The following is a 26,967-nucleotide window of genomic DNA, read 5'->3' on the forward strand; positions in this document are numbered from 1 at the left end:
TTCGATGCTGCTTCCCGTTATATTCGGAGGGGTGCTCGGAGCAGGGTGGCTGGTCCTGGATCGTACGCGAGGACATACCTACCGCCATCTGCGCAAACTTCATATGGAAGGTTTACGTCTGAAAAAACTGCATGGACCCTTTCTGTTTTTACTGGACAGATACGAGGTAGGCCGAAGATTGCCTGTGCTGATGTACCGCATGCAGCATGCTATCCAGAAAATGCACGGCATACAGCACAGCGGAGAGAAAACGATGCTCTATAGTGCTGAAATGCTGACGTATGCCTGGCTGATGCTGCTTGTGGGCTGTCTGTTATCACTCGTTGGCGATATCGGAAATGGAGGTCTGTTAGGCGGGCTTGCCCTAGCGGTTGCACTGCCTTTTGCACTCTATAAAGATCTTCATACCAAGGTACAGCGAAGAGACCAGGATATTCTTATGGAGCTGCCCGAGCTGTTAAACCGGATTGTCCTGCTTGTTGGGGCAGGGGAAACCGTACAAAGGGCTATCGTTCACTGTGTTGCAAGTCAGGGAGAGCGAGACCATCCGCTCTACAACGAGCTGCGGAAGACGGTCGGTGATTGGAATAACGGGTACTCTTTTCAACAGTCGTTTGAACAGTTCAGCCGCCGCTGTGGTGTGCAGGAAGTTACGATTTTTACGACGACAGTCCTGCTGAATTTCCGCCGTGGGGGAGGTGACTTTGTACTCGCACTGCGGGATCTGTCCCATGTGTTGTGGGAGAAACGCAAGGCTGTCAGTCGGGCAAAGGGAGAACAGGCATCTTCCAAACTGGTGTTTCCGATGGTTCTGATCTTTTTTACGATTGTGGTTATGATCGGAGCACCTGCTTTTATGATGATGAATATGTAGGAGGAATGGAAATGCAGGAGATATTGAAAAGCAAAGCAAGTACATTTTGGAACGAAGAGGACGGTCTGGGTACGCTGGAGCTGATTCTGATTATTGGCGTCATCATTATTATTGCCTTGATTTTCAAAGATCAAATTAAAACCTTGGTAACTCGTTTACTTGGTCAAGTTAGCAAGAAGAGTGATGAATTCTTTGAGTAAACGATTCAAAAGGGAAGATGGAAGCTTCACGATTGAGGCTTCCCTGGTCTTCCCGGTAATGCTGTTTATTCTCGTGTTAATTCTGTTTTTCACGATGTACATGTATCAAAAAACCTTTTTGAACCAGCATGCCTATGCAGCATCGGAACGAGCCGCCTACAGTTGGGATAACAGTCACAAGCAGGCCATGACAGGTGAAGTAGCGGCAGATGAACATGACAATCTCTACTGGAGATTGACGGATGACCGATTGCTCGGAGCTCTGTTTGGCTGGGCTGGTGCGGATAATCAGATTAGTGTTCCCGTGCCTGCTAGTAAAGGCGGGAGTCTGACTGAACAGAAGCTATCCCAAGCCGTTCAGAACATGCCAGGTGGGATGCGTGGAACGATTGAGTATCAGAACTCCTTGATACAGCGAAAAGTTACGACCAAGCTGGAGCAGGTTATTTCTTTGCCTCTTCCTTCTTTTTTGTTTGATTCGGGTGACCGTGTTCTGACGCAAGGTTCATCAGCGGTTGTCGAGCCGGCGGAATTTATCCGAACGGTGGATCTGGTCCGTTATTATGCTGCCAAATTCAAAGGGAAAGGCGGCGAGGCAACCGGTACAGCAGCTGAAGCAGGACAGGTCCTGCAGCATTTTGGAAAAACCAAAAAGTAGAGAGAGGAGGAGAGCAGCGCTGTTCAGAAACAAAGACGGTGAATCAGGTGCTGTGACCCTGTTCATGATCTTAATCCTGGCGGGAATCTATATGTTTGTCGCCGTATTCATTGATTACGCCCGGATAGCAGCCTTCAAAGTTCAATCAGAACGCATGGCTCATGCAGCGTTAAGATCGGTAATGTCTGCATACGACACGTCACTCCGGGAATATGGGTTGTTTGGTTATGGAGACAGTAGTGGTGAAGCCATTATGGCCAAGGTACTGAATGATAGTGTGAAGCCATCGGCTGTGAAGGATGGATTCCCCATTCTGGATATACAGTGGGATACAAGCACTCTGAGCATGGAGCGGGAATTGGGCAGGTATGATATCTTCAATCGCCAGATTCAGGAGGACATGAAATATCGGGCTCCGGTTGATTTTACGTTAGAGGTGGTCAATCGCTTCAAGCCAATGTCAGAGGAGATGAAAGAAGCCGCGCATACCGTAGACTTGCTCAAGAAATTGCAGAAACTATATGACAAGCGTGAGGATTTGCTGGATGAGGCGATAGCCAATCAGACCAATTCAGCCAATACATTGAAAGATCTCCCTGCTCTGATCATGAGCCCTCCCTCACCTGCCATTTACGATGAAATGATGGAAGAAACGCCGGAGACTGCTGCCGAGATCGCAGCACGTTATACGGATTATCTAAGCAAGAAACAAGCAGACGAAGGACTACCATTCAACCAGCAGCAGTATATCCTGGAGCTGGCTCGTTACCGGACAGGTGTTGGTAATGTGGTTACCGGTATAAGTATGGTTCTGCAGCCGGCACAACAGGCGCATCAGATGAAGCTCGAGGCAGCCCAGACTCTGATTGATGAAGCGCGTAATCTTAACGAGGAAATGAAGCGTGTTATCGCTGAAGGGGAGAACCGTTCCCAGAATGCGAGTTATGAAAAAGTCGGGAATTCAAACCTCCCTGGGCAGAGTCCACCATCTACGGGATCAGGCAGCGAAGCCAAAGATACACGTTCACTTGCCTCTGAGTTGGTGAGAGCCGATTCATTGTTTGATAAGTTAAAAGAACATATCCGCTCCCAAACCTCAGACTTTAATCAGGTTAGAAAAGACAGCCTTGAGCTGAATACACAGCTTCGCAATGTGACGGGTCAGAGCGGTGTGCCTGTGAAGCCTGCTGTGAGACAGGCAAGTCAGGTCACAGAACGATACATGGACTCTTATGTACGAAGTGGTGCCTCCAATGTCATTCTTCAGAGCAAACAGCTGCTTGAGGAAGGTCGGGGATCTGATGCGCAGCGCAAGGACAACGACAAGGAGTCCAAGGCAAAATTAAAGGACATAAAGCGCATATTGTCACAGATCGAAAATGGACATTCCGGATCAACGGAAGCATTCAAGCAGTTGGAGCAATATTATAATGCCAACATTGCATTTAACCAGGCTAGCCGGGAGGAGGCCAAAAAGGCGGAAATTGCAGGCGATCCTTACGATTCAGGCGGTGACGCCATGAATGGAATGGACAGTTTATTTGGCGGGATGTCTGGCCTGCTGGATAGTCTAGGGGATGAATTATTCCAGAATGAATACGCAATCGCTTATTTCAATTCGATGGATTTTGGACAGCTGCTCGATTGGACTGAGGGGAGCGGGGATTCGAGTGAGGTCTTCAAACTGGAGAATCAGGAGCTGGAATATATCATTTACGGGTTTCACAATCCTTCAGGCAACATTGCGGCTGCATATGCAGAAATATTTGGTATGCGTTTGGCGATTCGAACCGCAGAAGGATTAATTGAGAACAGTAAACTCGGTAATCCCCTTCTGGTGTTGTCGGCTGCAATTTTATACGGGATTACTCACGCCATAGCGGATATGGTGAAGCTATCCAAAGAGGGCAGTGTGGAGTTGTCCAAATATATCAAGGTTAAGTTTACATACAGGGACCATCTAAGACTATTCCTTTTAATGCACAGTAACAATGAACGTAAAATGTCCAGAATGCTGGCATTAATTCGGCTGAATACGGGCGTTAATCCCGATGAAAAACAAACGTATGCATCAGGGAACATACGCAGCAGTGTAAAGTTATGGTTTTTGCCAGGGGTGATCAAAAGTATAGGTGCAGTTATGGGGAATGAAGACCAGGTTGAAGATGGGCGATTATTCATAGACCGGAGGACGGATTATTCCTATTGAATCAAGCCGTACCTTTTCAGGTGGAGGGATTATGGAGAAGCAGGAGCTAGACCAAAAAGAATATGCGCGATGGCTGCTTCGATTAACACGGTTGCGCAAAATGGAACAATTGAAATCTCTGCCGGAGCAGGCAAGCTCCTCAAAAAAGGAACAGGGAAGCATCGTATTGGAAGCTTCGCTCGTTCTGCCTGTGTTTCTGTTCTTTGTCATGTTCCTTGTCTACATCGTACAAATGACACTGATCTCGACAGCCCTACAAAGTACAGCGGGTGAAGCCGTAAAGCAGCTCTCCACCAAGATCTATCCAGTTTCGCTTGTCTTCACTCCATCGGATTCCGCTGGTGGTGGAGAGAAGGGAAGCGGCTGGAGCATACCGGAGTTGTCTTTAACGGAATGGGCTGAAGAGTATGCCTCGGCTCTGCCGGATCCGTTAAGCAATTGGGTGCGTGCGGCTGCAGCCAGTGGGGAGCAGCCTTTGCAGGAGATTAAGACTTCGGTTATCGAGACTGTACTTGATCCAGCTGTAAAACCCATGCTTCAACCTTTTATAGATCCGGAATTGCTGGACATGGAGCGTATACATGTTAACGGGATATCTGTGCCTGATCTCAAGAACAAAACAAATCCGTATTTCAGGCTGGAGCTCAGTTACGAACTGCCGATTAAAGTGCCTTTCCTCGGCAAACCATTACGGATTCAGGCTGCTGCCGCTGAGCGCGTATGGATCGGAGATACGGGAGAAGGTTCTAATAGTAATAATGGCGATGGAGACGCTGCAGGTTCAATAACCGTGTTATCTAAGCCAGAGCCTGCTTACATAGGGAATAATGCAACAATCAAGGTTCAGGTGGAACCAGGGGCCACTGCAAACCTAACGATATTTTATAAGTCGGGAGAAAGTACAGCGAAACATATTGGCTGGGCTACAGCGGATGAGAATGGCGTAATTGAGTGGAACTGGTTTGTAGGTACTCGTACGACGGAAGGGACCTGGACATTTGTAGTGGAAACCGCGGATGGCAGTGATATAACAACTGAGTTTAATGTAGCATCGAGAAAATAGTGATATGGATAGAGGAGTGATGGGGGTGGAATGGTTCATTGCAGCCTGTGGCCTATACGTGGTGACTGCCTTTGTAACCGATGTGCGGTCCATGAAAATTCCGAATCTGCTGACCTTGCCTGTAACCGTTTTAGGTGTGCTGGCCCACGGGGTATGGGATGGATGGGAAGGCTTGATCTTCTCTGCCGCGGGGTTTGCAGCCTGTTTTGGCATTTTGTTGGTGATGTACGCGATCGGAGCAGTAGGAGCTGGAGATGTAAAATTGTTTGGCGGGATTGGAGCATGGACGGGCATTTCTTTTGGAATTCACGTTGTTGTGTATTCCGTTCTATATGCCGGGGCAATCGGCTTAATTATTCTGTTGTTCCGAAGGGATTCAGCCAAACGGATTCGTAACATGGCCGGTGGGCTTGCAGGCTTTTTCATGCTCGGTTCACTCAAACTGGTCAGCAAGGAGAAAACGCTCAAGTTCCCGTTCATGCTGGCTGTATTGCCAGGCTTTATCAGTGCCTATGTTTATATGATTTCATAGATTGATTCAAGAAAAGAAAGTAGAAGTTGAATTTACACCGGAAAGAGAGGATTGGCATGCATGGATTAACGAAAGATTTTATACGGAACGGCGGAGCATTTATGGTTCTGGAAAAAGCCGAAGGATTACGGATGGACGAATTAAGCCGTGTACAGACGGGGATGATGTCCTCCAATGATATTCCTCGCCTGCTTCCGCTCCACATTCGTGAGATGGATCGCAACGTTACTCTTCAATATGATATTTCCGGGTATAAAATGTTATCCCAGTTCCTAAAGGCAGGCAAAATTAAACTGCGTGTGCTGTACGGTCTATTGTTTCAGCTCGCAGACACCTTCACGGAATGCCGTCAATACATGCTCGAACCCCGTAAGCTGATGCTGCAGGAAGAGAGCATATTTGTAAAAGGTTCACTGGAACAAGGTGAGCTGGGCATGGTTTATGTACCGATTCAGGATTCTGTGGTAGTGGATCCGACTCCGGCGCAATTCCGTGAACTGGTCATCCGGCTGATGGCTCATGTGCAGGAGTTGCAGGGTGAAGGCATTCAGCGGGTTCTGCAGCTATGTGATAACGAACGGTGGGATGTTGGACAGCTGCGGGAATTGTTACTGGAACTCTACGCGGATGAACAGGTGGGGCCAGGCAGCTCTACATTTTTGTCTTCTCGTGTGAACGAATCAAGAGAGAATGGGAATATGAACGAACGTTCTGCTTATGTTCAATCTGAACCTGAGTTTGCACAATTGCCACGATTGCATAGACAACATGACCGATCGAAGCCTGACCAAGACAAAATGCGGGCTGAAACGTACTCCAATTCTCGTCAACAGCCGGATCAAGTATTGGAGCAGGAAGGATCAAACAGTAACAGGTTTAGTCCAAACTTCCTGAGCACACGTCCTTCTAGAGAAGGCTCGTCTCCTTTTACAGACAGAACCGATCCAGCGGTGAACAATTCTAACGAAGCTTCATTTGATGAGAACCTGGAAATGGAACAAAAGACGGGAACGTCGAAAGTGACGAATATTATTCTTATTTGCATGGTCGGTATAGCCCTGGTATGGAGATTCGCTTATATGGAGCAGCCCGGTCAGACACCTATGATAATATCCATCGTTCTAAGTGTCGCCTTACTTGCGGTTGCAGGCTGGGCCTGGATTAGCAAAGGGAAATTCGGTATATCCAAAGCGGCAGGGCTCAGAAGGATTAACCAAGCTTCATTTCTTAATTTAGGTCATAACCGAACTAAAAATGAAGAGGAATCAGAAGAACTATATCAGGAGAGCTGGCGCTGGAACCAATCAGAGCTGAAGACTGACAATAACCCACCTGCACAGGGATATGCGAGTATTGCCAGTACAACTCTGAATTCGCGCTTTCAACAATTACATACCGAACCAGAATCAGAATCATCAATCATGATCCAACAACAGTTCGATCATATTACTGCTCCAACGTCTGAGCTGATACGGACTGAATCTGGAACGGAGGCAACAGTAAATCTGCAAAGTATGACTGGGGAACCAGCAAAGGGCGTCGGTCCAGTAACGCCATCCTTTTATCTGGAACGCCGATTAGGGGCAAGTAACCGGAATGAGCGGATGGATGTGCAGGGAGCTTCTTTTGTTATCGGCCGATCGGCAGAGATGGTTCAATGGGTGGATTCAACAACCGGTGTGTCCCGTGCTCATGTGGAATTGAGCAGGAACAAATCGGGCTATGTCATTAAGGATCTGGGTTCTGTGAATGGCACCTTACTGCAGGGTAAGCCTCTTGCACCCTATAAAGAATATCCACTGGAAGACGGAGATACCTTCATGCTGGCAGAATCCGTCTATACCTACCGTTCAGTCGGATAATCCGCGATGCTTCAAATCTTCCAGGGCATCGGTTAAGGTTGGGAATGTAAATTGGAACCCGTAATCCAGAGCCTTCTGCGGAATGACACGCTGCCCCTGGAGCAATACAACAGAGAGTTCTCCAACCACTGCTTTAATCAGGAAACCGGGGACCGGGAACCAGTGAGGACGATGATAGACCTTGCCAACTGTGCGTCCAAACTCGTCATTGGTCACGGGGTTCGGAGCGGATGCGTTCACCGGACCCGAGATTTCCTTATTGTGAATCGTAAAATCAATAAGCCTTACAATATCCAAGATGTGTATCCAAGTCGTCCACTGTTTACCACTTCCAATTTTGCCGCCTACGCCAAGCATATATGGCAGCTTCATTAACGGAAAGGCTCCTCTTTTATGACCAAGTACGAGGCTGACACGAATTTTGACAAGTCTCACATCCTGGATTGCATCTGCAGCAATCTCCCATTGTTCGGCAACCCGGGACGGAAAGTTCATTGATTTTTGCGGGGAACTTTCATCAAATGTCTCCGACGGAGAGGTTCCGTATATAGCCATGGCGGATGCCTGCACGACAACCTCCGGTTTATGTTCAAGTTTAGCCAGCAGCCGGGCTACCTTGGATACTGTCGTTACCCTCGATTCCACAATTTCCAGCTTGGCCTTGGTCGTCCAGCGCTGATTCAGCGTTTCCCCGGCAAGGTTCACCAGAGCATCCAAACCTTCCAGTAGATGAGGTCTTTCTTCAAGCTGTTCCCAAGATATATATGTAAGGCGTTCACCGGGATCATGAAGATCAGGCAGTTTGCGCGTGATAATCTGAACCTGATGACCTGCTTGCAGCCAGTAATCTACGAGTGCACTTCCCACAAATCCTGTTCCTCCACATATGGCAATTTTCATGCTTCAGCCCTCCTGTATTGTGAATTTCATATATGGCGGATCAACAAACAGCCCCGGCGGTAAGCAATGCCTGTCTGCGAATGACTTACCTGATGGAGCTTGTGTGTTGGAGATGAGTATGCGATTCCGTCCACAATGGAAACTTCTTTTATTTATTCATCAGATGTTTATAAGGCGAGTAATCAATTTGGTTTTTCTCCAAAAATTTGACCAAAAACTTATTATCACGCTTCGGTGTGGCTATAATGTATCCTTTGATGCAGTGATCTCGGGACACCTCGGTTGCCTTGTTTTCAACAGCAATTTTACCAATCTCTGCTGCAATTGAATGTTTGGCGATATCGCGAAACGGACCGGGTACAGGCTCTAGGAGTTGATCCAGAAAAGCCTTGGCTTCGTCCGTCCACAGGTGGCGGCTTGTTTCGACCCAATAATTTTGCCAATCCAGTTTGGATTTTCCATCCGCTTTTGGGAGCACTTTCAAAAACTTGCGCATCATAAAAAATCCACCGATACACATGCTGCCAAGCAAAAGAAATGTCCAGAATGCGATCGTATTCATAAACCAATTGCTGGGGGAACTGCTGACTAACGTCATAGCGTAGGAGCCGAAAATCATTGCGGAGTCACCTCGGTTCATTGATTTTCACGGAAAGACGGATTCCGCCCACCATGTTCCAAATTAGCTGTAAAAAATAGCCTGTAACCCGAATTATAGCGCATTTCTAGATTTATTTCGATAATCGCGTTAGAATAAGGGATAATTCAGAAAAAGGGGGATCAATGATGCTGAAAATCGGCTCCCATGTGTCCTTTTCGGACAAGGGATTATTGAGTGCAACGAAGGAAGCGTCCTCGTACGGTTCCAGTTCGTTTATGATATATACGGGTGCACCGCAGAATACGCGCCGCAAGCCTATTGAGTCCATGTATATCGAGGAAGGCAAGCTTGCCATGCAAGAGGGCGGAATGGAAGATATTGTTGTCCATGCGCCATACATTATTAACCTTGGTTCCTACAAAGAAAACACGTATGAACTGGCTGTAAGCTTCCTTCAGGAAGAAATTCGCCGCACGCATGCCATTGGTGTCAAAAATATTGTGCTGCATCCCGGCGCCTTTACGGATAAGGATGCTCATTATGGTATTGGACGAATTGCCGAAGGGCTCAATGAAGTGCTCGACGGTGTCAAAGAGACCGATGTAAAGATTGCTCTTGAAACAATGGCTGGAAAAGGGACCGAAATGGGTCGCAGCTTCGAAGAGATCGCACAGATCATGGAGAAGGTTACGCACAACGAACGTCTCGCCGTATGTATGGATACATGCCATATTCATGATGCAGGCTATGATATTGTGAATGATCTGGATGGTGTACTTGAGCAGTTTGATCGCACGGTAGGGCTTGACCGCATTACCGTAATGCATATTAATGATAGTAAGAATGCAGTAGGTGCACGTAAGGACCGTCATACACCGATTGGTTCCGGCTGGATTGGTTTTGAAGCGATTAACCGCATCGTTCATCACGAGGCGCTTCAAGGACGTCCATTTATTCTGGAGACACCTTGGATCGGGAAGGAAGCCAAGACACAACGCCCAATGTACGAGGTGGAAATTGCATTGCTTCGTGGAGATGTGAGTGGCCGGTTTGGTCCGGAATTCCTGACAGAGGTGGAGCAGCTGCAGCACTTCTTCCAAGGGAAAGAGATTGACTCGCGTTCCTATATTCTCGACGTTTGGACGCTGCTCAAGAATGATGCAAAAGCCAAAAAGGCTGATCCGCGTGAACCGCTGGAGCGGTTGTATGATCTGGTAGCGGAAGCAGCGTTGTTCCCGCATTTGAACGAAGAGCAAGTGAATCAACGTTTGATCGCCTGGCTTGCAGGAAAAGAACTGCTGGTCACGGCATAATTGAAGGAGGAAGAATAGCCCGATGGAGATTCATGCAAAACAAGCACGTCCTGATTCCAAAAACCGCGCCGATCGGGCGCGGATGCTTATTTCCTGTCCGGATGGTCCGGGAATTGTAGCTGCCGTATCGCATTTCCTGCACCAGCATGGTGCAAACATCGTTCAGTCTGACCAGTACACCATGGACCCGGCTGGCGGCATGTTTTTTATGCGTATTGAATTCGATCTTCTGGAACTGACAGCGAGTCTCGCCAAGCTGGAAGCTGATTTTGCGGAAGTGGCCGAACGCTTCAAGATGGAGTGGTCTCTCTCTGCGGTAAGCCGCAAGAAGAAACTCGCTATCTTTGTATCCAAGGAAGATCACTGTCTGGTTGAATTGCTGTGGCAATGGCAAGCCGGTGACCTAGATGCTGATATCGCTCTCGTGGTAAGCAATCATCTGGATATGAAGGATTACGTGGAATCATTCGGCATTCCTTATCATCATATTCCGGTGACGGCTGATACGAAAAAGGAAGCGGAGCAGCGTCAGCTGGACGTCATCGGTAACGATATTGATGTCATTATTCTTGCGCGTTATATGCAGATTATCTCTCCAATGTTCATCGAACATTACCGCAACCGGATTATTAATATCCACCATTCCTTCCTTCCGGCTTTTGTAGGTGGTAAACCGTATGCTCAGGCGTACAATCGTGGTGTTAAAATTATCGGAGCAACAGCGCATTATGTGACCGAAGAACTGGATGGCGGGCCGATTATCGAGCAGGACGTTCAGCGTGTAAGCCATGGAGATGATGTGACCGAATTGAAACGGATCGGACGTACCATTGAGCGCGTTGTACTTGCACGTGCGGTTAAGTGGCATGTTGAGGACCGGATTCTGGTTCACGAAAACAAAACGGTTGTATTTTAGCTCGATGCTTTAATACTGTGCAAGGTTGATTCGGGACCATGTGAATCGGCCAAGATAAGAAAGGCGACTTCCTATTTGCGAGCTGAATGGGAATCGCCTTTTTGTCGTTTCCATATCCGTCCGCAGACGCCAAGGAGAATACCAAATAGAAGGTGTCCGATAATCCAAAGCGATATGGCCTTGAAATCCAATAAGCCTGGAACTCGTACAGATAACAGAGAGAGCGGAATGTACAGCAGGGAAGAGAATGCACCGAGCAAAACGCCTTTAACCAAGGGGAAATCGGAACGTTGAATCCACCAGAAGTAGAAGAGGCCGATGATTACAGAAACAAGAAGATGGAGTGTAAATTCGAACCATTCAGGCAAAATGGGCGGAAGCCAGGGCACAAAATCAACATTCAGCAGCAGGGTATACACCTTTTCACCCGTGTAAGCCTGAACCACTTTAAGAAAAAAGCCAAGAAATAAACCGGTGATGATGCCTGTTAACGTCCCTGCAATCCAGGGTAATGGATGATTTGACGACTTTGGCTGTATAGCTTGTGGTCCTGTCATGCGGCAAGCCTCCTTTCTTTCTGAGAGTAACACAGCCGTAGGGATTTCGAATCAGAAACTTGAACGATACCATATGAAAAAAACTTCGAGCTGCAAAAAGTGTATGGTTTTCCGGTTAAAGGTTATACTTCATCCGATGGATTAGCGAGGCTTGCCAAGCCGGACATGGGCTTAGATGCTCTACCGAACACCTTTTATTCTGCGCTGGAATAAACCCGCCTCACCCACAAACAACCGAATTTTCCGGAACTTCTAAAAGAAGGTTATGGAAAAGCTTCACGCCAAGTGATACAATACAAAAGTGAATAAGTCAAAATGAAACATTCAAGCGGATTCACTTATTGTTATATACGGTTTGCTTGTATGATGAGAGGGATTCGCTTGCGCACCCGACTTATCTAAAGACATGAGGAGGACAAACCATGACTGACAAGAACGAAGCGATTCAAAAGGACGAGAACAACACAATCGACAACCTGTCGATTACAACTGTACGTACTCTGGCAATTGATGCAATCGAGAAAGCAAAATCGGGACACCCGGGAATGCCTATGGGCTCTGCTCCAATGGGGTACCAACTTTTTGCAAAAACGATGACACATAACCCGGACCACCCAACTTGGGTTAACCGGGACCGTTTTGTGCTGTCTGCAGGACATGGTTCCATGTTGCTGTACAGCTTGCTGCACCTGAGCGGCTACGATCTTCCTATGGAAGAATTGAAACAATTCCGCCAATGGGGAAGCAAAACTCCGGGTCACCCGGAATTCGGACATACTGCAGGTGTTGATGCTACGACTGGCCCACTGGGTCAAGGTATTGCAATGGCTGTAGGTATGGCTATGGCTGAAGCACAACTGGGCGCGACATACAACAAGGATAAATTCAACGTAATCGACCACTACACTTACGCAATCTGTGGTGACGGTGACCTCATGGAAGGCGTATCCCACGAAGCAGCTTCCCTTGCCGGACGTCTGCACCTGGGTAAACTGATCATGCTGTTCGACTCCAACGACATCACGCTTGATGGTGAGTTGAACCTGTCTTCTTCCGAAAGCATCGCAAAACGCTTCGAAGCTTATGGCTGGCAAGTGCTGCGCGTAGAAGATGGTAACGATCTGCCTGCAATCGAAAAAGCAATCCAGGAAGGACAAGCAGATACACTGCGTCCTACACTGATCGAAGTGAAAACTGTTATCGGTTATGGTAGCCCGAACAAACAAGGTAAAGGCGGCCACGGCGGTACTCACGGTTCCCCACTGGGTGCTGACGAAGCGAAACTGACCAAAGAATTTTACAAATGGGTTTACGAGGAAGATTTCCACGTACCAGCTGAAGTTCGCGATCACTTTGCACAAGTCAAAGATCGTGGTATCTCCGCAAACAAGGCTTGGGACGAGAAATTCGCCGAGTACAAAAAAGCATTCCCTGAGCTGGCAGCTCAGTTCGAAACAGCAATCAACGGTGACCTTCCAGAAGGTTGGGATCGCGATCTGCCTAAATATGCTGCAACAGACAAGGCTCTTTCCACTCGTGTTGCTTCCGGTAATGCACTGAACGGTTTGGCGCACAACGTGCCACATCTGACTGGTGGATCTGCTGACTTGGAAAGCTCCACAATGACACACCTGAACAACATTGCAAACTTTGCACCAGAAGATTACTCTGGCCGCAACATCTACTTCGGTATCCGTGAATTCGGTATGGCTGGAGCAATGAACGGTATGGCACTGCACAGCGGTGTGAAAGTATTCGGTGGTACATTCTTCGTGTTCACTGACTACCTGCGTCCGGCTGTTCGTCTGGCTGCCCTGATGGGTCTGCCTGTGACATACGTTCTGACTCACGACAGTATCGCTGTTGGTGAAGATGGTCCTACTCACGAGCCAATTGAGCAACTTGCGTCCCTGCGTATCATTCCTAACCTGACAGTAATTCGTCCGGCTGACGGTAATGAGACATCTGCTGCATGGGCTTATGCGCTTGAGAACAAGAACAACCCGGTAGCACTCGTACTCACTCGTCAAAACTTGCCGATCCTGGAAGGAACAGTAGAAGGCTCCCGTGAGAACGTTAAACGCGGTGCATATGTTGTTTCGGATGCAAAAGACGGCAAACCAGTAGCACAAATTATCGCTACAGGTTCCGAAGTGCAATTGGCTGTCAAAGCTCAAGCTGCACTGGCTGAACAAGGTATCCAAGTTCGCGTAATCAGCATGCCGAGCTGGGATCTGTTCGAGAAACAGGACAAAGCTTACAAAGAGTCCGTTCTGCTTCCGGATGTTAAAGCTCGTCTGGCGATTGAAATGGCTTATCCAATGGGCTGGGAGAAATATGTTGGCGATCAAGGCGACATTCTCGGAATCAGCACATTCGGTGCTTCCGCGCCTGGCGACCGTGTTATCGAAGAGTATGGCTTCACAGTCGATAACGTGGTTAGCCGCGTAAAAGCATTGCTGTAATAGCTTGATAAACGCTGCTACGAATCGAACAGACTCATTTGTTCGGTTCGTGGCAGCAAAGTTATTTCCGGCAGAGTAAGGATGAGAATTCATCCTGATCTGTTTTGCCTTTTGTTTTCATTAACTTCAGGGGGAGCGGGTACGCATGTCACAGTTTGATCAAGTCAGTGTAGTAAAAGAGGCCAACATTTATTATGATGGCCAGGTAACCAGCAGAACGGTTATTTTGGGGGATGGCAGCAAAGTGACTCTGGGCATCATGCTCCCAGGCAGCTATGAGTTCGGTACAGATTCCCGTGAAATCATGGAGATTCTGTCCGGCGATCTGAGAGTATTGCTTCCCGGAGAAGATGATTGGCAAGAGATTCAAGGTCAAGCTACGTTCCACGTGCCTGCCGAATCCAAATTCAAACTGGAGATACGCAGCGTTACCGACTACTGCTGCTCGTACCCGGCGGAATAATACAAGAAGGGTAGCCAAAACCCGCAATCAGCGGGTTTGGTTTACCCTTTTTGCTTCTTGAATTTGAAGTGACAAAGTTCAAGCTGCAAGCTTGTCAGCCCCGTGGATTTGAAGTATCCTTATGCTAAGTTGTTTGAATGGAAAACGGAAAAATAAGCTACCGATATCAGGAGGTTTTTAGATCATGGCAAAAAAAGTGAAGTTTGATTACAGCACTGCCTTGCAATTTGTAAACCAGCATGAAGTGGACTATTTCGCTGAACCGATTCGTCTGGCTCACGAGCAGCTCCACAACGGAACAGGAACCGGATCCGATTACCTGGGCTGGATTGACCTGCCAACCGCTTATGACAAGGAAGAATTCTCCCGCATTCAAAAGGCGGCTGCCAAAATCCAAAGTGATTCCGAAGTACTGATCGTTATCGGTATCGGTGGTTCATACCTGGGTGCACGTGCAGCGATTGAGATGCTGACACACTCCTTCTATAACAACCTGCCAAAAGATAAACGTAAAACGCCTGAAATCTATTTCGCAGGAAACAATATTAGCTCCACATATGTAACTCACTTGCTGGATCTGGTTGAAGGCAAAGACTTCTCCGTGAACGTTATCTCCAAATCCGGTACGACAACCGAGCCAGCCATTGCTTTCCGTATCTTCCGTGCTGCCCTGGAGAAAAAATACGGTAAAGAAGAAGCTCGCAAACGTATCTATGCTACAACAGACAAAGAGCGCGGCGCACTGAAAAAACTGGCGAACGAAGAAGGTTACGAGTCTTTCGTTATTCCGGATGATGTAGGTGGACGTTACTCGGTACTGACAGCAGTAGGCTTGCTGCCGATTGCTACAGCTGGCATTAACATTGAAGAAATGATGCAAGGTGCAGCTGACGCATCCAAAGAATACAGCAACCCGAATGTAGCTGAGAATGAAGCATATCAATATGCAGCTGTTCGTAACGCATTGTACCGCAAAGGTAAAGGAACAGAAATCCTCGTTAACTACGAGCCATCCCTGCACTTTGTATCCGAGTGGTGGAAACAGCTTTACGGAGAGAGTGAAGGTAAAGATTATAAAGGAATCTACCCTGCATCTGTTGATTTCTCCACAGACTTGCACTCCATGGGTCAATTCATCCAGGAAGGAAGCCGGAACATTTTCGAAACCGTCATTCAGGTAGCAGAAGTATCCGAGCATATTTCGATCGAAGCTGATCCGGATGACCTCGATGGTCTGAACTTCCTTGAAGGCAAAACAATGGACTTCGTCAACAAAAAAGCGTTCCAAGGCACGCTGCTTGCACATACAGATGGCCAAGTTCCAAACCTGATTGTGAATATTCCGGATATGTCTCCATATTCTTTCGGATATCTGGTATACTTCTTTGAAAAAGCATGCGGCATCAGCGGATATCTGCTGGGCGTCAACCCGTTTGACCAACCAGGAGTAGAAGCTTACAAGAAAAATATGTTCGCATTGCTGGGCAAACCAGGCTTTGAAGAAGAGAAAGCAGCGCTTGAAGCGAGACTTTCTGAATAATTCATGGTTTGACTCATATAGTTAAATAAAGCATGTGTAATGACACCCGGGTTTCATTGTGAGGTAAATGCAGTGATCCCCGGATGTTTAAACCAAGGCAGTTCATCCGCGTCCGCGCGGGGAACTGCTTTCTTGTAAAATGGATTAAATCGGAAAGTTGGATTGAAATGCTTGAACGTTATCGCACGGTTCGAGGACCGGGCAATCTGGAAATTGTCATCAAGAAGTCGCGTTTCATCGGTCATATTATGCCAGTTACAACGGAAGAAGAAGCAGTTGCTTTTATTGATGAAATCAAGAAGAAACACTGGAATGCCACTCATAACTGTTCCGCTTACATGATAGGGGAAAGAGATGAGATCCAGAAGCAATCCGATGACGGGGAACCAAGCGGAACTGCTGGGAAACCCATTCTTGAAGTCATCAAAAATCAGCAACTGAAAAATGTGGCTATTGTGGTTACACGGTATTTTGGGGGAATCATGCTTGGGGCTGGCGGTTTAATCCGTGCATATACGGATGGCGCTGTAGCAGCTATTGAAGCTGGAGAGGCCATAACCAAAGTGCTTCATCGTGAAGTGTTTGTGGAACTGGATTATACGTGGCTGGGAAAAGTGGAAAATGAATTAAGAAGCCGGGAAGTCCGTATGGGTGAAACTGGATTCACCGATAAGGTTACGTTGACTTGTCTTCCGCCGGATAGTGAAACCGAGGCATTTATCGCCTGGATCACGGATTTGACGCAAGGGCAATCCCGGATCACGGAGGGACAGCGGCTTTATTTTATTGAAGGGGAATAAAATATATGGCTAGAAGAGCAGTCGAACAAGAGTTGTCGAGGGAGCGGATCCTGGAGGCGGCGAGACATCTTTTTATTACCAAAGGATACCGCGCCATTTCGATGCGAAGCATCGGCCAGCATCTGGGCTATAGTCATGGGTCGCTGTATTATCATTTTAAGGAAAAGGCAGAATTGTTCTATGCCATTGTGGTAGAAGATTTCAATCATCTGGGACATTTGCTGCTGCAAGCCATGGTCAGGCCAGTCGTGGGCGGTATGAGCAAGGTAGAGCATATCATGCTCGAATTCATTCGTTTTGGTCTGGAGAATCCGTATCAATACGAGATTATGTTCATGATTCGGGATGAGGAGCTGTTATCCTATTGTCGTACGGAGCAGGGAAGATGCTTCGAATTGTTTGCTTCCATTGTCAGGCAGTACATGAACGAGGAAGGCTGTACGGATGAGGATATCCAATGTGTGCCGCGCACACTGTTTTTGTCCATGCACGGATTTATATCGTATTATATTCAGGATCGTGTAACGTTTGCTGAGATTGAATCGTCGGCATTATCTCATGTCAAAGTACTATGCCGCAATCTATAACACCAGCCTGGCGTCCTATAAAAGGCGCTATTGTCGCACTCCTATACTTCAGGGCGGTGAATTGTCATAACATTAATTCTTTATAACGTTGTCTCGCGAAAGTTTATTAGCGCGAAAGACCAAGACAGGCGGATCGTCAGCCCTAAATCAGGGTTGTCCGCCTGTTTGCGTTTGGCTGAATCAGCCTTCCATGATCTTGATAAAATATTCCCGCTCACGAGGGCCGTCGAATTCGCTGAAATAAATACCCTGCCATCTGCCGAGTAATAATCGGCCTTCATGAATAATCACCGTTTGAGATGGACCGGTTGTGATTGATTTCAGGTGGGAAGCAGTATTCCCCTCAGCATGTCGATATTGGGGATGTTCCCAAGGATACACCTCGTCCAGACGAAGCAGCACGTCATGTTTAACATCCGGGTCGGCATTTTCATTAATGGCAATACCTGCTGTGGTATGGGGACAATAGACAAGTACAGTTCCGTTTTGTACACCGCTATTACGGACAACCTGCTCTACTTCTCTGGTAATATCCTTGATTTCATCCCGTCTGGAGGTCGATATTTTTTTCGTATATAACATCTGGCACCACTCCTTATCCTCGTAAATTCTCTTCTAGATTGTACCTTAACCACTCCAATTCAAACAAACCACAATTCACGGGCAAAATGGTTAACAAATCATCTGCTAATCGCCCAAATTATATACAATAAAAACATTGACGGTTAGCACTGCAAACTGGTAAAGTATCAGATAAGCAAAAAACCAAGTAGACTAATGGGAATAATGTTAAAGTGATATAATCCAACTTAGGAAAATGAATGTAACAAAGCAGGGAGACTGCCGACCGGATATGGAGCCGGAGGCTGGGAGGGAATGCAGCAATGAACACCGTTCTTCGTCACAAGGGATGGACTTGGGGATTCCGCAGTACTGTATTGCTATATTTTATTGTACTCATCGTGCTTCCGATTATCGGTGTGTACGTCAATTCCTTCTCTGAAGGATGGAGCAATTTCGCCGAGAGCATCATGGATCCAATCGCGTGGAAAGCCGTATTGCTGACCGTTCGACTGGCTGTTGTCGCCACACTGATTAACGTGGTACTGGGCACCATGATTGCCTGGGTACTCACGCGTTATCGTTTCTTTGGGAGATCGTTTCTCAACAGTCTCGTAGATCTGCCCTTTGCACTTCCTACTGCAGTTGGCGGATTAATGATTATGCTGCTGCTAGGACCGGTCAGTGCTGTAGGCAAGCTGGCTGAAACCATGGGAATTGAAATCGTGTTTCATCAGCCTGCGATCGTCATTGCGATGACCTTTGTTACGTTTCCATTCGTGATTCGTGCGGTGCAGCCGCTGCTGGAGGAGCTCGACCCTTCTGAGGAAGAGGCCTCCTATACCATGGGTGCATCGAAGGCACGTACGTTCAGGCAGGTTATTCTGCCTTCTATGGCTCCAGGCATGATTAGCGGTGGTATGCTTGCTTTCTCCAGAGCACTTGCAGAGTTTGGAGCAGTTGTGCTGGTGGCGGGTAACATCCCGGGCAGAACACTGACGGCTTCCGTATTTATTTACGGCGAGATTGAAAGTGACAATCCTACGGGTGCAGCTGCTGTATCCGTGCTGCTCCTCACGCTCTCTTTCCTGATCCTCTGGCTGATTAATCTGGTGCAGATGCGGGGGAGAAGACGATGAGACGGCTATTAATCGGACTGACATTTGCGGTATTTATTGTGCTTCTGATAATTCCTTTGGGACGCATTTTGCTCGGAGCATTTGAAGACGGTGCAGGAGGCTTCCTGGATGGGCTGATGCGCCCTGAGGCGCTGCATGCCTTGATGATGACCGGACTTGTTGTTCTGGTCGTCACGCTGTTAAATACATTGTTTGGCATTATGATGGCCATTTATCTCGTTCGTGCCGGATGGCTTAGTGATCGCATCAAAGGATTGCTGAACAGCATTGTAGACCTGCCTTATGCGGTGTCCCCCGTCATTGGCGGATTGATGATTGTATTGCTGCTCGGGCCGAACAGCATTATGGGTGGCTTTTTTGAAGGAATCGGCTTCAATGTAGTCTACGCCTTCCCGGGTATGGTCATTGCAACGCTGTTTGTCACATTCCCGCTGATGGTCAGGGAGGTTATGCCGGTCCTGCAGGAACTCGGTTCGCAGCAGGAAGAGGCGGCTTCAACGCTTGGCGCGTATGGGTGGAGAACGTTCTGGAGTGTCACCTGGCCTTCCATCCGCTGGGCTGTCGTATACGGGCTTGTACTTACCGTGGCACGATCGCTTGGAGAGTTCGGTGCAGTGCTGGTGGTGTCGGGCAATATTATGAACAAAACGCAGACAGCAACAACGCTTGTTTATCAGGATGTTGAGAATTTTAATGTCTCTGCCGCAAATGGTGTGGCATTGGTACTGGTTACCTTTTCCGTTGGACTACTGCTCATGATGGAATGGGCCAAGAAGCGAAAGGAAGTGCATTGATATGCATGTGGAAGTCCGTGATCTGAACAAACATTTCGGTCAATTTCATGCGGTAAAAGATGTCTCGTTCGATATTGCCAAAGGCCATCTGATCGGTCTGCTAGGGCCCAGTGGAGGAGGCAAAACGTCTATTCTGCGCATGCTCGCCGGTCTGGAAAACCCGGACTCCGGAGAGATTCGCTTTCACGGCAAGGTTGTGAATCATCTGCCTCCGCAGGAGCGGGGAATCGGGTTCGTTTTTCAGAACTATGCCTTGTTCAAACACATGACGGTTTTTGATAATATCGCTTTTGGACTTAAGGTCAAAAAGACACCGAAAGCCCAGATTCGCGATCGGGTCATGGAACTTGTTGAGCTGACCGGGCTAAAAGGTTTTGAACAGCGCTATCCGCATCAACTGTCCGGTGGACAGCGCCAGCGTGTCGCATTTGCCAGAGCTTTGGCTCCTGAGCCGCAGCTGCTGCTGCTGGATGAGCCTTTTGCCGCCATCGATGCCAAGATTCGCCAAGAGCTGCGTTCATGGTTGAGAGAGCTGATCGAGCGTGTAGGCATTACCTCGATATTTGTAACACATGACCAGGATGAAGCGATCGAGGTTGCAGATGAGATCATGATTATCAGCCAAGGCCGTTTAGAGCAAAAAGGAACACCGTGGGATATCTACAAAAATCCGCAGACTCCATTTGTGGCAACCTTTATTGGTGAATCCACCGTTGTGGAGGATGCCTCGCAGCTTAAAGGCTTCGAACATGCGGTAGAAGGAGATCATACGCGTGCCTTAATCAGGCCTGAGTATATCGAGATTGGTCTGAAAAACGAGTTTTCCATGCTGTCAGCTACCGAAAAGGGCACAGTGAAGCATCTTCACTTCCGTGGTAGTGAATGGATGGTGGAAGTCGAGGTACAGGGCCACAAGCTGATCACCTATCGTTCACTTGAGAAAACGACACTGGAGATTGGTCAACAGATTCGTGTGCTTGTACACCGGGCTTATCTGTTTAATGATACGGATAGCTGGGTTGTCGAGAATCGTTTGAAGGAAGATCCAATGCCGGTCATGATCTAAAATGCACTCGAAAGAGAGGCTGCCCCATGCAGACGATGAAGAAGAAAAGAATCCCCTTATACGCTGTCCTTATGCTTCTGCTCGTCTGCATGACCGTAGGCTGCAGCAATCAGGAAGCGGAAGGCGAACAGAACGAACCCTCTGCAGCTGAACAATCCAATACGCTTGTCATTGGTGCATACAGTGTAGCCAAGGATGCTATCGGAGAGCTGCTGCCCAAGTTCAAGGAGGAATGGAAGGCAAAAACCGGACAGACGGTCAATTTCCAGGAGTCCTACGAAGCCTCAGGTACCCAGGCAAGGGCCATTGTTGGCGGTTTCGAGGCCGATGTGGCACTGCTCGCCATGGAAAGTGACATCGATAAACTGGTCAAAGCCGACCTCGTGACCTCCGATTGGAAACAAACGCCGAATGATGGCATGATTACACGTTCGATTGTTGTTCTTGGAACAAGGGATGGCAATCCACTTGGAATTCGTGATTTTGAAGATCTGACCAAACCGGGAGTCAAGGTGCTGTACCCCAACCCCAAAACGTCAGGCGGAGCCCAATGGGATATCAATGCGATCTACGGAGCTGGGCTGAAGATGTCGGAAGAAAAGGGCCAGAAGGACCCTGCCGCTGCCAAAGCATTTCTGGAGAAGGTGCATGAAAATGTCGAGTCGCTGGATAAGAGCGGCCGATCTTCCATGGCAGCCTTTGAATATGGCGTCGGCGATGTCATCGTGACTTATGAGAATGAATTGCTTGCCCGAATAGCCCAGGGTGTTAAATACGATATCGTTGTACCGAAGAATACCATTCTGATTGAAAATCCGGCGGTAGTGGTGGATAAATATGCGGATAAACATGGGAATAGGGAGTTGGCAGAGGCCTTTGTGGACTACCTGAGAACTCCGGAGGCTCAGCGGATATTTGCCAAGCATGGTTTTCGTTCGGTAGACCCGAATGTATTTGCCGAGACTGAATCCTCGTTTCCAACTCCTGAAGGTCTGTTTGATATCCATTACCTTGGTGGCTGGGACGAAGTCCGCAGTACGCTATATTCCAAACGCGGAGTATGGTATCAGGTGCTGGCAGGCTTGTGATTGGTGACGTGTTATCCAAGCATTGACATGAGGCCTTCATTTCGCTGAATATAGTAGAGATGAAGGCTTTTTGCTGTAAATGGAAATCATATAGTAGTGTGCAGACCAAGCTGTCTGGAGGGTCCTGCAGAAAGGTGTGAATATAATGAGTTCAGAGATCAAATTATCCCAGAGTACGGCAATTCGGCTGGAACAAGCCCGTGGTAAGGGGATGTCTGACGCTGAGATACTGAGAGCTATACAGGCCAAGGATGTGGCTGCTTTTGACGCGGTATCCGAAGAGGATTACAAATATGATGAATTTTTCACGTATGCGGATGAGCACGGCGAGAACCTGGAAGCCGCAGTTCGAGGCGGCTACCGGATGACATTTAATACCCGGGGCGGGCTGGGTATCTGGATCGAGAAGGCATTTGGTCTTCAGCCGGAGCGTGATTTCACGGTTGGTGAGGGCGTAGTAACCGGTCTGAAGTTGAAGCCGGAGCAGGCAGAAGTGCTGGCGAAGCGCCTTGCATCGAATTGGGTCATTACGGATTCGAGAGATGTGCCCGAGGGTCAGGAATTGACCTTGAAATTGCGTGCCTTGGTCTAGGCGACAAGCGGGCCAAGTAGAAGTTACATACGCTGACTACATGTAGTCAGCGATCAGGCTTTCCCTGTTGCAGGATATGAACTGCATAGGGAGAGCTTTTTTTTTGCAAAAGCAGGGGGCAAGGATATACAATTTAGGAAACAGAACTTCTTAGAAAGTACAGCAATGGAGAGAGAGGGGATCACGGTATTGAATCAGCTAACATTTCTGGGAACCGGGGATGCCATGGGCGTACCGCGTGTATACTGTGATTGCGCAGTCTGCACGGAGGCCCGTCAGACCGGGATCAACCAGCGTAAACGTTCTTCTGTTCTAATCCATTCAGATGGCGCAGCCGAACCGTTTATGATTGACTGCGGACCAGACTGGAGATCACAGATGGAGGATCAGGGATTGCGTATGGTTCATACATTATTGGTGACACATGCGCATTTTGACCATATTGGAGGTTTGCCGGAATGGGCAGATGCCTGCCGCTGGCAGGGGGTTAAGGGCAGCTTGTACGCACCGCGCGAAGTAATCACCACCATTCAGGGGCAATTTCCTTGGCTAAGCGCGCACATGAACTTTCTGGAAACGGATGATGATATCCAGCTTGGCGGATGGAACGTGCACTCCTGGAAGGTCTGCCATGGTAAAAACGGTTATTCCTATGCATATCGGCTTGAGCGGGAAGGGTACACCTGGGCGTATTGTTCGGATGCCATCGATCTGAAGGAAGCAGAGAAGAAGCCGCTGCACGGGCTGGATCTGCTGGTGCTCGGAACGAGCTTTGTCCATGAGCTTGCGGAATTCTCCACACGATCCGTATACGACATGCGTGAGGCGCAGGAACTGCTGCGGGAACTGAAACCGGGGTGCACCTATTTTACCCATATGTCTCATGACGTGGATGTACAGCAAAACTACGATCTGGATCCAGGTATTAGGCTGGCAGCTACAGGCATGAAGGTACCTTTGGGCGGCGTTTAAGTTGAACCTATTTGGAATATAAAAAAATAAATACAGAAGAGCGTATCCTTTACCGGAGGTTCTTCGTTTACATAGTGTAAGACCAGAAGAGCAAGTCATCGAAAAGCATGACATGAAGCAAGATCAATCAGGAACCAACAAAGGGGGGCCCCAAACATGGCCTTTGTGAAGTCCGTGGATTGCAGAATCAACAGACCACATGATCATCGTAACCCATTTAAACCATATACCCAGACTGGTCATCAAGCTGAATACAGCGTGGAACAGATGATGGAAAGTATGCTGCCAGATCTGATGAGCAGTCTCTACGCTTATTGTCTGTCTCTGACTGGTTCAACCTGGGAGGCCGAGGATCTGGTTCAGGATACCTGCGTGAAAATGCTGGCTTCTTCGGCTATGCAGTCCTGTGGTACAAAGCAAGAGATGAACTGGGAAGCCTATCTGATCCGGATTGCGCGAAACACATGGATTGACGTCATACGGAAGCGGGAGAAGCTCGCTTGTAAATTGGATAGCCTGAAACCATTTATGCAAGAATGTGCGGATGAGGAGCGATTCGAGGAGATCGAGTCTGCTGTTCAGATCCTTGTCCATGAGCTGCCGCCGTGGCAGCGAGCGATATATGTATTACGTGACTTAATGGGTTACACGACGGCAGAGACTGCGGAGATGCTGGATACATCGGAAGGAGCGGTCAAAGCCGCGCTGAATCGCGCCAGATCTGCTCTGGAACGCGTCAGACGAAGCCGCCTGGAAACGGAAGGCGAAGCAGCGAGTGGCGCAGATGAAGATTCAGTGAGCGCAGAGCAGCTGCGAAGTTATTCGATGGCTTTTCGCAGTGGAGATGCGGCGCGTCTGATTGATCTGTGCCTCAATCGTACGGATGATCCGGTGGCCGTGGCAGGAACGATTTTGCAGCAGTCTTTGCCGTCTTCATCATCGCAGCCAATGATGTACGGGTATTCCAATTCCGGCATGACTTCAATGATGTATGGAGGAGGATATGCCGCGCTCATGGTTGCGTAAACCGGGAGGCGACAGGCATGAACCATGTACCTTATGTAGTTGAACAGACAGCCCGCGGTGAGCGGAGCTATGATATTTATTCACGTTTGCTAAAAGATCGAATCATTATGGTGTCCGGGGAGATTGAGGATCAGATGGCAAATGCCATTGTGGCCCAGCTTCTGTTTCTGACCGCAGAGGACCCCGAAAAGGATATCCAGATGTACATCAACAGTCCGGGTGGATCTGTTACAGCCGGATTCTCAATCTATGACACGATGCAATTTGTGAAGCCGGATATCTCAACGATCTGCACTGGCATGGCCGCGAGTTTCGGTACGATTCTGCTGGTCGGGGGAACCAAAGGAAAACGGTTCGCTCTGCCAAATAGTGAGATTATGATCCATCAACCCCATGGGGGTACGCGCGGGCAGGCATCGGATATGCTGATTCATGCCAACCGAATCATTCAGCACCGCCAGCGGCTCAATGAGCTGTTAGCGAACCATACAGGCCAACCGCTGGAGCGCATCGAGAGAGATTCGGATCGCGATTATTTCCTGACCGCAGCGGAAGCGGTGGAATATGGACTGGTGGACAAAGTCATATCCAGAACAGATTAAGGAAGCAGCCGTATAATTTACACCTTAAAGCATCTAAAGAGCCTGGAAGGTCATATGATCTTCCGGGCTCTTCTCTTTGATTCATTTACTGTAATTTCACTGTAATGCCATTGTGGTTGTCCGTTCATTAGTGGAAACATACGGGAGCTAATTCATCCTTGTAACAAGTTCCATGAGTCGGTTCATCCCTTCGCGAATCTGCTGTTCGTGTGTATAGGAGAAGGACAAACGCAGCTTGCGACTGGCGGAAGCGTCCGAAGGATCGAATACCGTTCCGGGGACAAACGCCACAGAATGTTCCATGCACTGGTGAAGCAGTCGTCCTGTATCGATGCCTTCCGGAAGCTCCGCCCAGATGTTGAGTCCGCCCTCAGGCCGGGTCCAATTCCAGTCTGTTTCTTGCAGACATTTTTCCATGACTTCCATCCGTAATTGTATGGCGGTACGCAGCTTCGACAGATGCTGATGCATGCGCGGAGATTGAAAGTAACGGAGAAACAGCTTCTGGTTCAGAAGGGGAGTTCCGTTATCAGCCAATGCTTTCACCGCCTGCAGTCCTGGCATAAACCGGGGACGGCACATAATGGCCGCAATACGCAGACCCGGCGCAACATATTTGCTGTAGCTGCGAATGTAGAGCGTGTGTCCTGTCGTATCGTACGTAAAGATTGGCGCCGGAGGCTTCTCTTTAAAATAAATATCGTACGTGCTGTCATCTTCAACGAGAAAGCATCCATATTGTTCGGCAAGTTCGGGAAGCTGTTTCCGCTGTTCGGTTGGAATATTAATACCGGTCGGATTCTGGAAGGTTGGCGTCATGTAAAATACGCGGGGCTTCTCCGTCTTCATCAGATGCTCAATCTGTTCCAGATCATAACCCGCCGGGTGTATATCCGTGAAGATCAGGCGTGCACCCTGTTTGCGGAAAATTTCCATGGCAGGGCCGTAGGTCGGCCTTTCCATCAAGACACGGTCCCCCGGTCTGACCAGGCTTCGGGAGATCAGATCAATGGCCTGCTGTGCTCCTGTGGTAATAAGTACTTCTTCTGCTGAGATATAAAATCGCTCTTTCAGTGTCAGATGGCTTGCCAGCGCACTACGCAGTTCCATATCACCCTGAATGGTTGAATACGTACCGAGCAGCCGGGGGTACTGATCCAGCAAATCCCGCATGAGTTCTCCCCAGTAACGGTTAGGGAGCAGGGCGGAATCAATCAGTGACTTCGAAAATTGATATTCCGCTTCAAGAGATTGCACCCGCGCGAGTGAGTCCCAGTGCAGCCAGGCGGATACAGCAGGGTCATCTGCCTGGTCCGCTACAGGCGAAGGATCAGCAGGACTGACATAATAACCGGACTTGTCCTTAACGTACACATTCCCGCGTTCCTTCAGTTCCTGATAGGCTTTGAATACCGTAAGCCGATGTACACCGAGCTGCTCGGACAGGCTTCGCACGGAAGGGAGCTTTTCATGTTCGGCCCACTCTCCCGCCTCAATACGCACCACGAGATAATGAACCACCTGTTCATATAGTTTAAGGCTGTTATCTGTCATCGACATGGTTTTGCCCACCCGACTCACGCTCCT

General features: G+C 48.3%; 27 protein-coding genes. 22 read left to right on the top strand and 5 right to left on the bottom strand.

Annotation, left to right across the window (positions count from 1 at the left end; translation table 11 throughout):
* Positions 1-4 precede the first annotated feature (4 nt).
* From AC3RCI_RS06640 to AC3RCI_RS06670, 7 genes are read left to right on the top strand one after another with little or no spacing between them, the layout of a single operon-like run.
* A complete protein-coding gene (locus AC3RCI_RS06640) occupies positions 5-874 on the top strand; it encodes a type II secretion system F family protein (RefSeq protein WP_127538217.1) in 870 nt (289 codons plus the stop codon).
* 11 nt (positions 875-885) lie between these two features.
* Positions 886-1,074 (top strand): Flp1 family type IVb pilin, encoded by a 189-nt coding sequence (locus AC3RCI_RS06645; protein ID WP_095289191.1) that lies wholly within the window; start codon positions 886-888, stop codon positions 1,072-1,074.
* Positions 1,058-1,732: a TadE/TadG family type IV pilus assembly protein gene (locus AC3RCI_RS06650; RefSeq protein ID WP_492528104.1), complete on the top strand. Its 675-nt coding sequence runs from the start codon at positions 1,058-1,060 to the stop codon at positions 1,730-1,732. The genes AC3RCI_RS06645 and AC3RCI_RS06650 overlap by 17 nt, the downstream gene beginning before the upstream one ends.
* The gene (locus AC3RCI_RS06655) at positions 1,713-3,941 is read left to right on the top strand and encodes a hypothetical protein (RefSeq protein WP_492528106.1); all 2,229 of its coding nucleotides are present in this window, start codon (positions 1,713-1,715) and stop codon (positions 3,939-3,941) included. Before AC3RCI_RS06650 ends, AC3RCI_RS06655 begins: the two co-directional genes overlap by 20 nt.
* 31 nt (positions 3,942-3,972) lie before the next feature.
* On the top strand, positions 3,973-5,004 hold the full coding sequence (locus AC3RCI_RS06660) for a TadE/TadG family type IV pilus assembly protein (protein ID WP_336781058.1): 1,032 nt from the start codon (positions 3,973-3,975) through the stop codon (positions 5,002-5,004).
* 19 nt (positions 5,005-5,023) lie between these two features.
* Positions 5,024-5,536 (top strand): A24 family peptidase, encoded by a 513-nt coding sequence (locus AC3RCI_RS06665; RefSeq protein WP_336781511.1) that lies wholly within the window; start codon positions 5,024-5,026, stop codon positions 5,534-5,536.
* Positions 5,537-5,592: 56 nt separating this feature from the next.
* The gene (locus AC3RCI_RS06670; protein ID WP_492528108.1) at positions 5,593-7,398 is read left to right on the top strand and encodes a DUF6382 and FHA domain-containing protein; all 1,806 of its coding nucleotides are present in this window, start codon (positions 5,593-5,595) and stop codon (positions 7,396-7,398) included.
* On the opposite strand, the gene AC3RCI_RS06675 is transcribed toward AC3RCI_RS06670, so the two are convergent.
* Together AC3RCI_RS06675 and AC3RCI_RS06680 are read right to left on the bottom strand one after the other, a co-directional pair.
* The gene (locus AC3RCI_RS06675) at positions 7,387-8,298 is read right to left on the bottom strand and encodes a TIGR01777 family oxidoreductase (protein ID WP_154892559.1); all 912 of its coding nucleotides are present in this window, start codon (positions 8,296-8,298) and stop codon (positions 7,387-7,389) included. The two genes, AC3RCI_RS06670 and AC3RCI_RS06675, sit on opposite strands and share 12 nt — an antisense overlap.
* 148 nt (positions 8,299-8,446) lie before the next feature.
* Entirely contained in the window at positions 8,447-8,917 is a 471-nt protein-coding gene (locus AC3RCI_RS06680) for a DUF2621 domain-containing protein (protein ID WP_492528110.1), read from the bottom strand.
* 167 nt (positions 8,918-9,084) lie between these two features.
* On the opposite strand from AC3RCI_RS06680, the gene AC3RCI_RS06685 reads away from it, so the two are divergent.
* Together AC3RCI_RS06685 and purU are read left to right on the top strand one after the other, a co-directional pair.
* Complete coding sequence (locus AC3RCI_RS06685; protein ID WP_492529820.1) at positions 9,085-10,212, top strand: deoxyribonuclease IV; 1,128 nt, start codon at positions 9,085-9,087, stop codon at positions 10,210-10,212.
* A gap of 22 nt (positions 10,213-10,234) precedes the next feature.
* Entirely contained in the window at positions 10,235-11,128 is an 894-nt protein-coding gene (gene purU, locus AC3RCI_RS06690; RefSeq protein WP_492528111.1) for a formyltetrahydrofolate deformylase, read from the top strand.
* A gap of 71 nt (positions 11,129-11,199) precedes the next feature.
* Here purU and AC3RCI_RS06695 read toward each other — a convergent pair whose 3' ends face one another.
* Positions 11,200-11,685, bottom strand: a complete 486-nt coding sequence (locus AC3RCI_RS06695; protein ID WP_492528113.1) for a hypothetical protein — start codon at positions 11,683-11,685, stop codon at positions 11,200-11,202.
* Positions 11,686-12,107: 422 nt separating this feature from the next.
* Here AC3RCI_RS06695 and tkt point away from each other — a divergent pair, with 422 nt between their 5' ends.
* The 5 genes from tkt to AC3RCI_RS06720 all read left to right on the top strand — a co-directional run bounded on the left by tkt (position 12,108) and on the right by AC3RCI_RS06720 (position 17,540).
* Complete coding sequence (gene tkt, locus AC3RCI_RS06700; RefSeq protein ID WP_153977374.1) at positions 12,108-14,150, top strand: transketolase; 2,043 nt, start codon at positions 12,108-12,110, stop codon at positions 14,148-14,150.
* A gap of 145 nt (positions 14,151-14,295) precedes the next feature.
* A complete protein-coding gene (gene ppnP, locus AC3RCI_RS06705) occupies positions 14,296-14,613 on the top strand; it encodes a pyrimidine/purine nucleoside phosphorylase (RefSeq protein ID WP_492528115.1) in 318 nt (105 codons plus the stop codon).
* Between the two features lie 184 nt (positions 14,614-14,797).
* On the top strand, positions 14,798-16,153 hold the full coding sequence (locus AC3RCI_RS06710; protein WP_095289204.1) for a glucose-6-phosphate isomerase: 1,356 nt from the start codon (positions 14,798-14,800) through the stop codon (positions 16,151-16,153).
* Positions 16,154-16,320: 167 nt separating this feature from the next.
* Positions 16,321-16,953: a YigZ family protein gene (locus AC3RCI_RS06715; RefSeq protein WP_430201828.1), complete on the top strand. Its 633-nt coding sequence runs from the start codon at positions 16,321-16,323 to the stop codon at positions 16,951-16,953.
* Positions 16,954-16,958: 5 nt separating this feature from the next.
* Positions 16,959-17,540, top strand: a complete 582-nt coding sequence (locus tag AC3RCI_RS06720; protein WP_095289205.1) for a TetR/AcrR family transcriptional regulator — start codon at positions 16,959-16,961, stop codon at positions 17,538-17,540.
* A gap of 180 nt (positions 17,541-17,720) precedes the next feature.
* Here the strand turns inward: AC3RCI_RS06720 and AC3RCI_RS06725 are convergent, their stop codons facing one another.
* Positions 17,721-18,122 (bottom strand): secondary thiamine-phosphate synthase enzyme YjbQ, encoded by a 402-nt coding sequence (locus AC3RCI_RS06725; protein WP_153977375.1) that lies wholly within the window; start codon positions 18,120-18,122, stop codon positions 17,721-17,723.
* A 302-nt stretch (positions 18,123-18,424) separates the two neighbouring features.
* On the opposite strand from AC3RCI_RS06725, the gene cysT reads away from it, so the two are divergent.
* The 8 genes from cysT to clpP all read left to right on the top strand — a co-directional run bounded on the left by cysT (position 18,425) and on the right by clpP (position 25,380).
* Positions 18,425-19,240 carry a sulfate ABC transporter permease subunit CysT gene (gene cysT / locus AC3RCI_RS06730; RefSeq protein WP_492528117.1) on the top strand — a complete coding sequence of 272 codons (816 nt, stop codon included), beginning with the start codon at positions 18,425-18,427 and terminating at the stop codon, positions 19,238-19,240.
* On the top strand, positions 19,237-20,034 hold the full coding sequence (locus tag AC3RCI_RS06735) for a sulfate ABC transporter permease subunit (protein ID WP_127538228.1): 798 nt from the start codon (positions 19,237-19,239) through the stop codon (positions 20,032-20,034). The genes cysT and AC3RCI_RS06735 overlap by 4 nt, the downstream gene beginning before the upstream one ends.
* Position 20,035: 1 nt before the next feature.
* The gene (locus tag AC3RCI_RS06740) at positions 20,036-21,100 is read left to right on the top strand and encodes a sulfate/molybdate ABC transporter ATP-binding protein (protein WP_095289209.1); all 1,065 of its coding nucleotides are present in this window, start codon (positions 20,036-20,038) and stop codon (positions 21,098-21,100) included.
* A 26-nt stretch (positions 21,101-21,126) separates the two neighbouring features.
* The gene (locus AC3RCI_RS06745) at positions 21,127-22,188 is read left to right on the top strand and encodes a sulfate ABC transporter substrate-binding protein (RefSeq protein ID WP_492528119.1); all 1,062 of its coding nucleotides are present in this window, start codon (positions 21,127-21,129) and stop codon (positions 22,186-22,188) included.
* Positions 22,189-22,333: 145 nt separating this feature from the next.
* On the top strand, positions 22,334-22,780 hold the full coding sequence (locus AC3RCI_RS06750; protein ID WP_492528121.1) for a hypothetical protein: 447 nt from the start codon (positions 22,334-22,336) through the stop codon (positions 22,778-22,780).
* Between the two features lie 189 nt (positions 22,781-22,969).
* Positions 22,970-23,752 carry an MBL fold metallo-hydrolase gene (locus AC3RCI_RS06755; RefSeq protein ID WP_492528123.1) on the top strand — a complete coding sequence of 261 codons (783 nt, stop codon included), beginning with the start codon at positions 22,970-22,972 and terminating at the stop codon, positions 23,750-23,752.
* Between the two features lie 156 nt (positions 23,753-23,908).
* Positions 23,909-24,778: an RNA polymerase sigma factor gene (locus AC3RCI_RS06760; RefSeq protein WP_492528125.1), complete on the top strand. Its 870-nt coding sequence runs from the start codon at positions 23,909-23,911 to the stop codon at positions 24,776-24,778.
* Positions 24,779-24,795: 17 nt separating this feature from the next.
* Positions 24,796-25,380 (top strand): ATP-dependent Clp endopeptidase proteolytic subunit ClpP, encoded by a 585-nt coding sequence (gene clpP / locus AC3RCI_RS06765; RefSeq protein WP_153977386.1) that lies wholly within the window; start codon positions 24,796-24,798, stop codon positions 25,378-25,380.
* Between the two features lie 147 nt (positions 25,381-25,527).
* Here clpP and AC3RCI_RS06770 read toward each other — a convergent pair whose 3' ends face one another.
* Positions 25,528-26,952, bottom strand: a complete 1,425-nt coding sequence (locus AC3RCI_RS06770) for an aminotransferase-like domain-containing protein (protein ID WP_492528127.1) — start codon at positions 26,950-26,952, stop codon at positions 25,528-25,530.
* Positions 26,953-26,967: the final 15 nt, after the last annotated feature.

The sequence above is a fragment of the Paenibacillus sp. MT124 genome (genome assembly GCF_058792755.1).